Origin of the sequence: Roseovarius sp., from assembly GCF_027019125.1 — a bacterium.
Taxonomy (GTDB): Bacteria; Pseudomonadota; Alphaproteobacteria; order Rhodobacterales; family Rhodobacteraceae; genus Roseovarius.
Window position 1 is genome coordinate 152,938 of sequence record NZ_JALUXE010000024.1, and the last position, 9,652, is coordinate 162,589.

Annotated in this window: 11 protein-coding genes and 1 pseudogene; 4 read left to right on the forward strand and 8 right to left on the reverse strand. The window is 64.7% G+C overall.

All coding sequences use genetic code 11. From position 1 onward, the window contains the following. Complete coding sequence (locus MVC20_RS08080) at nucleotides 1-1,563, reverse strand: S8 family serine peptidase (protein WP_297540174.1); 1,563 nt, start codon at nucleotides 1,561-1,563, stop codon at nucleotides 1-3. A 100-nt stretch (nucleotides 1,564-1,663) separates the two neighbouring features. Between MVC20_RS08080 and MVC20_RS08085 the strand changes: the two genes are divergently transcribed. Together MVC20_RS08085 and MVC20_RS08090 are read left to right on the forward strand one after the other, a co-directional pair. Then, complete coding sequence (locus tag MVC20_RS08085; protein WP_297540176.1) at nucleotides 1,664-2,170, forward strand: RNA polymerase sigma factor; 507 nt, start codon at nucleotides 1,664-1,666, stop codon at nucleotides 2,168-2,170. A gap of 27 nt (nucleotides 2,171-2,197) precedes the next feature. Beyond that, on the forward strand, nucleotides 2,198-2,932 hold the full coding sequence (locus MVC20_RS08090) for a hypothetical protein (protein ID WP_297540178.1): 735 nt from the start codon (nucleotides 2,198-2,200) through the stop codon (nucleotides 2,930-2,932). A gap of 23 nt (nucleotides 2,933-2,955) precedes the next feature. Here MVC20_RS08090 and MVC20_RS08095 read toward each other — a convergent pair whose 3' ends face one another. Beyond that, entirely contained in the window at nucleotides 2,956-3,843 is an 888-nt protein-coding gene (locus MVC20_RS08095) for a LysR family transcriptional regulator (protein WP_297540180.1), read from the reverse strand. A 113-nt stretch (nucleotides 3,844-3,956) separates the two neighbouring features. On the opposite strand from MVC20_RS08095, the gene MVC20_RS08100 reads away from it, so the two are divergent. Together MVC20_RS08100 and MVC20_RS08105 are read left to right on the forward strand one after the other, a co-directional pair. After that, a complete protein-coding gene (locus tag MVC20_RS08100) occupies nucleotides 3,957-4,553 on the forward strand; it encodes an amino acid synthesis family protein (protein WP_297540181.1) in 597 nt (198 codons plus the stop codon). Further along, nucleotides 4,554-5,348, forward strand: coding sequence for an alpha/beta fold hydrolase (locus tag MVC20_RS08105; protein ID WP_297540183.1), 795 nt, complete (start codon nucleotides 4,554-4,556; stop codon nucleotides 5,346-5,348). A 2-nt stretch (nucleotides 5,349-5,350) separates the two neighbouring features. Here MVC20_RS08105 and MVC20_RS08110 read toward each other — a convergent pair whose 3' ends face one another. The 6 genes and pseudogenes from MVC20_RS08110 to MVC20_RS08135 form a co-directional block, all read right to left on the reverse strand. After that, nucleotides 5,351-5,866, reverse strand: coding sequence for an N-acetyltransferase (locus tag MVC20_RS08110; protein WP_297540185.1), 516 nt, complete (start codon nucleotides 5,864-5,866; stop codon nucleotides 5,351-5,353). 53 nt (nucleotides 5,867-5,919) lie between these two features. Next, entirely contained in the window at nucleotides 5,920-6,912 is a 993-nt protein-coding gene (acuI, locus tag MVC20_RS08115) for an acryloyl-CoA reductase (protein WP_297540187.1), read from the reverse strand. A gap of 108 nt (nucleotides 6,913-7,020) precedes the next feature. Beyond that, nucleotides 7,021-8,133 carry a dimethylsulfoniopropionate demethylase gene (locus tag MVC20_RS08120; RefSeq protein ID WP_297540189.1) on the reverse strand — a complete coding sequence of 371 codons (1,113 nt, stop codon included), beginning with the start codon at nucleotides 8,131-8,133 and terminating at the stop codon, nucleotides 7,021-7,023. Further along, nucleotides 8,130-8,645 carry a DinB family protein gene (locus tag MVC20_RS08125; RefSeq protein WP_297540191.1) on the reverse strand — a complete coding sequence of 172 codons (516 nt, stop codon included), beginning with the start codon at nucleotides 8,643-8,645 and terminating at the stop codon, nucleotides 8,130-8,132. Before MVC20_RS08125 ends, MVC20_RS08120 begins: the two co-directional genes overlap by 4 nt. After that, nucleotides 8,645-9,274, reverse strand: coding sequence for a DUF1326 domain-containing protein (locus MVC20_RS08130; RefSeq protein ID WP_297540193.1), 630 nt, complete (start codon nucleotides 9,272-9,274; stop codon nucleotides 8,645-8,647). The genes MVC20_RS08125 and MVC20_RS08130 overlap by 1 nt, the downstream gene beginning before the upstream one ends. A 16-nt stretch (nucleotides 9,275-9,290) precedes the next feature. After that, nucleotides 9,291-9,524: pseudogene (locus MVC20_RS08135) on the reverse strand (DUF2182 domain-containing protein); the annotation flags it as partial. Nucleotides 9,525-9,652: the final 128 nt, after the last annotated feature.

The window sequence follows — 9,652 nt, forward strand, 5'->3', positions numbered from 1 at the left end:
CTACTCCGCCGCCGGTAGCAGCAGGGCTGCGCCCGGCTCGGGACAGCGGCCGTGCAGGTCGAGCAACCCGTGGCCATAAACCTCGTCCGGTCCCGGCGCACCCAGATCGGCCGCACTCTGGGTGAGGGCATCGCGAATCTGCGCCGGAGTCATTTCGGGATTGGCCTGTCGCCAGAGCGCCGCCGCCGCCGTGACATAGGGCGCAGCAAAGGACGTTCCGGTTTTCCACCTTGCCCCCTCGACCGAGGCCGCGGTCCAGACCTCGACCCCCGGCGCGGCCAGATCAACATGCGGGCCACGCCCAGCCCGGCGATAGATCCCCCCGGAGCGATCCACCGCCGTCACGGCGATCACGCTGTCATAGGCGGCAGGATAGGCGGGCGGCGCGTTTGGCCCGCCATTGCCCGCCGCAGCCACCACAACGGCTGTCTCGGCCGCCTCGATAGCCGCCAGCGTATCCTCAAGCACCGTGTTTGGCGGCCCTGAAAGGCTCAGGTTGATCACCGTCGCCCCGGCACCGATCAACTGATCCAGGCCCTGCACGAGCGTATAGACATCGGCGCGCTCATCACCCGACGCCTTGTGAAACGCATCCACCGCCACCAGCGGCACCCCCGGCAAAAGCCCCGGCGTACGTGATCCTGCATCGCCCACCAAGATGGCAGCCACTGCCGTGCCGTGAATGGCACCCGACGCGCTGTAATCCTCGGGGGCCACGCGCGTCAGCGCCACCTGCGCGGCGGCAAGAGCGGCGTGGGTCGTATTTATCCCGGTGTCGATCATACCGATTGTGACCGGTGCGCCGCAGGTTTGTGCCCCGATGTGTTCCGGCCAGTGGATCAGCGCCCGTGCCGCGCAATGCAGCCCGTCGCACGGGGCAAGCGGGGCCGCATCCTCCGTGGCCTGCGGCAAATCCGCGGCCTCGGCGCGGTAATAATGGTTGAAATCCGCTGTCTCGCCGGTGGGCAAGGCCTGCACCGCTGCGCGCGCTTCGGCCAGCGTGGTGCCCCGCGGCACGGACAGGCGCTGTATGTTGACCCCAAGGGTTGCCAGATCAATCCGGTCGATCACGCCATAGCCCTGCGCCACCAATGCGGCCGCATCCGCCTCGTTCAAACCGCGCGCAATGATCTCGCGCGGGGCCTCAGTCGGTCGCGGAGCAGGACGTGGGGCGGGGGTGCGGGCGCGGGCCGCACGGGGGGCAGGCTCAGGCGAAGGGCGACCGAAGATCGTGCGCAGGCTGCGACGAAATTCGCGACCTTTGGCCTCGCCGCCTCCAACACCCCCAGCCTCGCTGCTGTCTTGGTCGCTGCTACTGCTACTGCTACTGCCGTCGCTGCTACTGCTGCTGCCTCCATCGTCACCGGCCCCGTCGCTATCGCTTCCGCTATCGCTTCCGCCATCGCTTCCGCCATCGCTTCCGCCATCACCGCCATCACCGCCGCCGCCGTCGCCGCCGCGCGCCCAGGCCATGCTCGCTGGGTTTATCCCCTCGGGCCATGGTCCAAGCGGCACGATCCCAAGGATCAGAACCCACACCAGTATCGCTCGTAACACGCGCACGGAAATTCTCCTTTTGTCGCCCTGCATCAACATGCCATGCTACAGGAAACGCTGTAACCCCGGTTTTATTCCCGTAGATTGTTTCAAGGGCCTTTCACCGATGTCTGACCAGTTTACCGAGGATGTCGTGGCCCTGCTGCCCACGCTCAAGCGATTTGCCCTCTCTCTGTGCCGTCAGGGCGATCTTGCCGAAGACCTCGTGCAGATCACCGCCGAACGGGCATTTCGCGCCCGCGACCGGTTTGACCCCGCAACCCAATTGCAATCCTGGCTCTTTCGCATCCTGCGCAATGCCTGGATCGACACGCTGCGCCGCGATGCCACCCGCGGCGAGGTGGTGGACATCCACGAAAGCCCGCAACCTGACCCCATCGACAGCGCCGCCCAAACCGATGATCGCCTGACCCTCAACGCGGTGCGCAACGCCATGAACCATTTGCCCGAGGATCAGCGGATGGTTCTGCATCTGGTCTGCATCGAAGGGCTCAGCTATGCCGAAACCGCCACCACGCTCGACATTCCCCAAGGCACCGTGATGAGCCGCCTCAGCCGCGCCCGTCTCGCGCTTGCAAACTCCGTGGGAATAGATCGCGTCTCCAGCCGTTAACCCCATGTCAGGGGAAGGATCGAACAGATGCACATTGACGACGACAGATTGATGGCCCTCGCCGATGGCGAGATCACCGGACCCCAGGCCGAGGCGCTGCATGCGCGCATTGCCGCCGATGTGGATTTGGCCGAACGCTACGCCCTCTTTGTCGAGACTGCGGATCTGGCGCGGCAGGCCATGCAGGATCTGCCAGAGGCGCAGGTGTCCGACGCGCTGGTTGCGCGCATCCGCGCGATGGGCGAGGCCAGCGCGCCGCCAGAGATGACCAATGTCGTGCCCCTTCGCGCCGCCCCGGCCCCCGCCGCGGCACCCCGTTGGCAGCCGATGGCGCTTGCCGCCAGCCTTGCACTTGCCGTCGGTCTGGGTGCGGGGCTGATGCTGTCGGGCGGGTCCGATGCCCCGCTTGGCGCGCCCTTCAACACGGCCATGACAGAACAATTGGACAGCTTGCCGTCGGGCACGGCGGCGGAATTGCCGGATGGCACCGCCCTGACGGTCGTGGCGTCCTTCACCGATGCCGCCGGTCAGTTCTGTCGGGAATACGAGGCGGCAACGCCCGCAGGCGGCAATTATGTCGCTGTTGCCTGTCGCGCGGAGGGCGATTGGCAGTTGCAGTTCGCCATGGCGCAAGCCGGTGAGACCGGGGCAGAGGCCGGATACGCGCCCGCCTCATCCCTCGAAATGCTGGATGCCTTCTACACCACCACGGGCGCAGGCCAGCCGATGACATCCGAGGAGGAGCGCGCCTTGCTGAAATAGCACGCCGCGTCGGGGGCAGGTCCCTACCCCGGAATCACAAACCGACGATCGGGATGGTCCAGCCAATCCGCCGACCGTGCCCTGAGCGCCCCCACCAAGGGCGCGAACCAGTCCCAATTGGCCGCAGCACTGTCATTCACCACCAGCATCTTCTTGCGGCTATAGATCGGTGCCTCGTGCAACTCAAAAAGCCGCCCCTCCGCCACCAATGGTGCCGCCAGGGCGCGCGGCAAATACGCCGATCCTCCCCTCTCCAGCAGGAATTGCAGCGCCCAAAAGGAACTGTCGAAACTCACCCGCGCGATACCTGCATCGTGGTAGGTCTCACCATGGGCGCGGCGATACTCCTCGCCGTGATCCACGAAAATATACTTGGGATCGGCCCGGATCGAGGTCACTTCGCGGTCGGAATAAAGCACCAGTTCTTCCGGCGGCAACGCATAGACCGTCTGATTGCCCCGCGCCGAGGCCCCATAGGTCAGGATCACATCCACCAGCCCCGCCGCCAACCATTCCTCCAACTCGCGCCCGCCGCCCTGTTGCACCGACACGGCCATATCGGGATGGCCCTGAACCACCCCATCGAAGAATGCCCGCCCCGGCCCGTGCCACAACTCGCGATCACAGCCGAATGTGCAGACCGAACTGAGGCCCGCCGGCAACCCCGTCTCATAGCGCGCCTGCCGCCACAGCCCGGTCATGATCCGCGCATAGCGCAACAGCTTGGTGCCCGCCGGCGTCAGGGTCGTGCCCGATTTCTGCCGATTGAGAAGCTGCTGACCCAACTCATCCTCCAGCGACTTGAGGCGCGCCGTGACCGTCGATTGCGTCACGTTCAACTTTTGCGAGGCGCGCACCAGATTGCCGGTGTCGACGATGGCAAGAAAGGTCTGCAAGGCGGTGATGTTCATCCAGGATTCTCAATTCGAATTTTCCGCATGTTTGCAGCAAAACAATTCGTTTTCAAGAATGCTGCAACTATGCCAATTTCCCCCGACCCGCCTCAGATAACCAAGGACAGCCCATGACCCTAGAGCTTCGCCGCAGCCTCACCCTCGTGCAACGCACCCACCGCGAAGGCGGCAAGGATGTGGCCGATCCCACGCTGCTCGTCGCCGCCATGGCGATCATCCGCAACCCGTGGTTCGGACGCGGCCATGTCGAGGATCTTGGCCCCGAAATCCGTGCACAAGGCCCGGTTCTGGGTCGCCTGCTGACCGACATGATCCTCGATGTCACCGGCGACCGCCTCGAAGGCTATGGCAAGGCCAGCGTCGTCGGCATGGGGGGCGAGCTGGAACATGCGATGGCGCTGACGCATACGCTCTGGTTCGGCAACCAGTTCCGCGATGCGGTCAAGGCCAAGACCTATCTCGCCTTCACCAATACGCGCGGTGCTGCGGGCACATCCCTGATGATCCCGCTGATGGACAAGGACGACGCCGGGCGACGCTCGCATTACCAGACGATCCATACCACCGTGCCGGACGCGCCCGCCGAGGATGAAATCATCCTCGCCCTCGGCGCGTCGGTTGGTGGCCATCCGCATCACCGCATCGGCAACCGCTACGAGGACCTGCGCGAGATGGGCCATGACGTCGACAATCCGGCGGGCGTTTGAATGGCGCGGACGCCCGAGGGCACGGCCTATGACCTGAGCGGCCCCGAGAACGCCCCCGCCGTGGTGCTGATCCACGGTCTTGGCCTGTCGCGGCAGAGCACATGGGGCGTGATCGCGCCGCTTCTGGCACGGCATTTCCGTGTGCTGTGCTACGATCTACCCGGACATGGCGCGAGCGCGCCGCATGTCGGCCCGCTCACCCTGACGACCCTGTCAGAGCATCTCGTCACCCTGATGGACCGGCTGGCGTTACCGCGCGCGGCCCTCGTCGGTTTCTCGCTGGGCGGTATGATCAACCGGCGCGTGGCGCTCGATCATCCGGACCGCGTTACGGCCTTGGGCATTCTCAACTCGCCCCATGAACGCGCACCCGATCTTCAGGCGCGGGTCGAGACCCAGGCCCGCGATGCCGCCTCGGGCGGTCCGGCGGCCACGATCGACGCTGCCCTGGAACGATGGTTCACCCCTGAGTTCCGCATCTCACGCCCCGAGATGGTCGAGACCATTCGCGAAACCGTCCTCGCCACCGACCCCGCCAGTTATGCGGCGCATCGGTTGGTGCTGGCAGAGGGGGTGACAGAACTGATCCGGCCCAATCCGCCCCTGACGCTGCCCGCTCTCGTCGTCACCTGCGAACACGACAGCGGCTCTACCCCCGCCATGGCCCAGGCAATCGCCTCGGAAATCTCTGGCAGTCAATGCCACATCCAGCCCGGCCTGCGCCACCTCGGCCTGATCGAGGCCTCGCAGGCCTTTGCCGGCAGGCTCACGCAGTTTCTAAGCCTGCACGCATGATCTTATGCGGGCGCATCGCCCAACCATTTATACATGACCCGCGCGTCCACCAACCCGGCCTGCGGATGGCGAAAGGCGCGCGGCAAATGTCCCACGGTTTCAAACCCAAGGCTCTGCCATAGCGCGATCGCCCCCCGGTTGGTCTCGACCACGAAATTGAACTGCATCGCAAGATAGCCCAATTCGCGCGCCTCGTCCTGCGAATGCAGGCACATGGCCCGCGCGATCCCTTGCCCGCGCGCGGCCTCGGCGACCATGTACCCGGCGTTGCACACATGCGCCCCACCCCCGGCCTGATTGGTCTTGAGATAGTAGGTGCCCAGAACCTCGCCGCCGCGTTCGGCCACATAGGTGGCGCGCGGTGTTTCCATCCAGAGCGCGCGCACCGCCTCCCGGGTCAGCCCCGGCTCGATGGCATAGGTATCGCCCGCCCGGATCACATCGCGCACGATGGGCCAGAGCGTTGCGAAATCCGCCTCGCGCGCCAGCCTGATGGTGATGCCCGCCTGTTCTGTCATAGCACACTCCCCCGCCAGCCATGGCTAGCGGGGGCCGCAGCCTTTGGCAAGTCTCAGGCGTTCAGATCGACCACAACCCGGCCCTTGACCTGCCCTTTGAGAATGTCCGCCCCCAGACGCGGCAAATCCTCCAGCGTGGCGGGTGTGATCATCGCCTCCAGCTTGTCCATCGGCAAATCCGTCGCAATGCGGTCCCATGCGCGGACCCGGTTGGCATAGGGTTGCATCACACTGTCGATCCCAAGGAGGTTGACGCCGCGCAACAGGAACGGAATGACCGTGGCAGGCAGGTTCGCGCCCCCCGCCAGGCCCACGGCTGCAACGCTTGCGCCGTATTTCATCTGGCCCAGCACCCGCGCCAGCATCGCGCCGCCAACAGCATCGACACAGCCCGTCCAGCTTTCGCTCTCAAGCGGTCGCTTGACGGTCTCCGCCAGCTCCTCACGCGGCACGATGCGACTTGCCCCCAGCCCGCGCAGATACCCCTCTTGCTCGGGCCGGCCGGTCACGGCGGCCACCTCATGCCCGAGATGCGCCAGAATGGCCGTGGCCACCGATCCGACTCCGCCAGCAGCGCCGGTGACCAGCACCTCGCCATTCCCCGGTTTCAGACCGTGATCCTCCAGCGCCATCACCGCCAGCATCGCGGTAAACCCGGCGGTGCCCACCGCCATCGCAGCGCGCGTATCCAATCCCTCCGGCAAAGGCACCAACCAATCGGCTTTGACCCGCGCCTTCTGGGCATAGCCGCCCCAATGCGCCTCACCCACACGCCAGCCGGTCAAGACCACCTTGTCACCCGGCTTGTAGCGGGCATCATTGCTGGCCTCGACCGTGCCCGCAAAATCAATCCCCGGCACATGAGGATAGGTGCGCACCAGACCGCCACCCGGCCCGATGCAAAGACCATCCTTGTAATTCACCGTGGAATATTCGACCGCTACCGTCACCTCGGCCTCGGGCAAATCGTCCAGCGTCAGGGTCTTGACCCCTGCCGATGTCTTGCCGCTTTCCTCGTCCTTCTCGACGACCAATGCCTTGAACATTTCTCTACTCCTCTTTCCTGCAGGACGCCCACGCCCTGCTTCATCTGGCCCAAAATACCTCGGGGGGGCCGCCCGGCACGGGCGGCGGGGGCAGCGCCCCCACGCTTCTCAGGCCCAGAACCCCGCCTGCACGCTGGCGCGGCGTTCCCCATCGGGCGTCACCACACGCAACTCCGTGCCCGCATCCCAATGGGTCATCCGCACCATGCCAATGGCCACGTTGGTGGCAAAATCCGGCGACCATGTGGCCGAACTCACACGGCCCACGCGATCGCCCCTGGCGGACAGAACCGGCCACCACTCGCGGCAGGGCGGCACCGGTGCCCCCTCGATGGCAATGGCACGGATCTGCTGCGTCGGGCCTTCCTTGGCCACGCGCAACAGCGCATCGCGCCCGATGCAGCCAATCGCGGTGTGGGTGTTGCAGAACTTGCCCAGCCCGCATTCATGCGGCGTGTTGTCATCGGTCATGTCATTGCCATAGCTCAGCAATCCGCCCTCGATCCGCTCGATCAGATTCGGGCAGCCGGCATGGACATCCATGCTCTTGCCCGCCTCCATCAGCGCATTCCAGAGCGGCATGCCAATATCGCCACCCTCGACATAGATCTCGAACCCGCCTTGCTTGGAATAGCCTGAGCGCGCGATCACCATGTCCCGGCCCTGGAAATCAAAATGCCCAAAGCGAAAGAAGCGCACATCGCGCACCGCATCGCCAAAGACCGCCGCCATCAGGTCATCTGAGCGCGGGCCTTGAATGGCCAGCGGGCTGACATCCGGCTCATCCACCAGCACGTCAAGCCGCCAGCCCTGTGCGATGCCTTTGACCCAATAGAGCAGGTCGCTATCGGCAATCGAAATCCACCAGCGATCCTCGGCCAGTTTTACCGCCACCGGATCGTTGAGCATGCCGCCGGTCTCGTCCACGATGGGCACATAGAAACACTGTCCCGGCGTCATGCCGCGCAAATCTCGTGGGGTGAGCATCTGCATCAGGCGGCTCGCATCCGGTCCGCGCAGTTCCACCTGCCTTTCGCAGGCCACGTCCCAGACCTGCACCGCCTCTTTCAGGTGACGATAATCTTCCTCGACCGAGCGGAATACGGTCGGCAGGAGCATGTGATTATAGACCGTATAGGCCTTGACACCCGCCGCCTCGACCCCTTGGGAAAATGGCGTGCGGCGCAACCTGCGCGACGGGGACAAAAGCGGAGCGTTCATTGGGCCTCCTCGGGCATGAGAACAAGATCGGTGACAGGCGCCGGCAGGCCTGCGCGCGTCAGCATCGCATGCACCTGCCCCCTGTGATGGGTCTGGTGGTTGAAAAAATGGGTGACGCAAAGCGCAATCGGGCGGCTCAGCTCTGCGCCCTTCAGGACGGAAAACCATCTGACATCGCCCGTGAGGTCGATGCTGTGCAGATCGCGCGCCCAAAGACGGAGCGCGCCATCGGTGGCGAACCGCTCCGCGCTCCACGCGGCGCCTGTGGGGGTGAGCGTGGTGCTCGCCTCCATGCCCCCCTCGGGGGCCGTCACCTTGGCCCCGAACCGATGAAGCCAGAGCCGGTCTGCCCAAAGGATGTGATTGAGCGTCCCGAGGATCGAGCCGAAAAAGGCCCCGTGATCCTCGGTCAACAGCTTCAGGCTCACGCCATCCACGGCGCGCATCACTTGCGCGTTCTGCCACGCATTATAGCGCGCCATCAGGCGCACATAATCCGCAGTGAGCATCATCAGCGCGGGCCTTTCCAGTCAATCTGGCAGATTTCCGCGCTGCGCCCGTCGAAATCCCACACCCGGCCAAAGGCGCGCACCCGGCCCTTGGTGGCGGTGGCGACGGTGATATCCGGCCCCATCCAGTATTCGGTGTTGGTGACGACAATGTCCTCGCCCTTGTGGCCCGGCACCGGCACCACCTCGCCTTGGATCTTCTTGCCCACCATCAGGCGGCGCGCGTTGCCTTCGGTCTCGAAAATGACCGGCGCGCGCTCTGCCCCCAGAAACTCGCTGACCAGAACGCCGAACAGGCCGGTCGTGCCGCGTGCCTTGCCCGAAAAGATATTGACCAGCGCCGCATAGGCATCCTCGCTCGCGCGCTCATCGATAAAGGCCGCCGCCTTCCAATTGCCGCGCGCCATCAGGCCGGGGATTTCCAGCATGAGACCGACGTTGAGACCGCTCAGGTCCTCGTCGCCATAATGGCCCTCGTCGATGCGCACGCCCGACCATGCCTGACAGTAACCCTCGGTGGGCGCATGTTTGCCCAAAGAGACCACGCAGGGGCAAAACACCGTGCAGTTGCAGTTGAGGATCAACTCCCCCTTGATCGCCCAGGGCACTGTGCCCAATGTATCCAGAGCCATGTTACGGCCTCCTCTCTCAGATTGACGTGAACAGAACCCAGACTGAAGCCACCATCAACACCGCCCCCAAGGGTCGGGTCAGATAACGGCCCAGATCAGGCAGTTTCTCCAGGACCATGATCACAGTCGCAAGCCCCATGAAGGCAAGGTTCATGACCCCGCCGACAAAGGCCAGCGCCATCAGCGCCCAACAGCAGCCAAGACAAACCAGCCCCAGCCGCGCGCCGTTACGCAGCGCACCTTCATCCCAACCCGCATTCCCCAAGTAAATCTTTGATTTTGCTGTCGTGATCATATTATTTCAGATATAAATCATGGCGTTGGAGGCTGTGAGGGGCTTGTTTCATGGATCACCCAGAGGGTGCGGGATTACAGCGG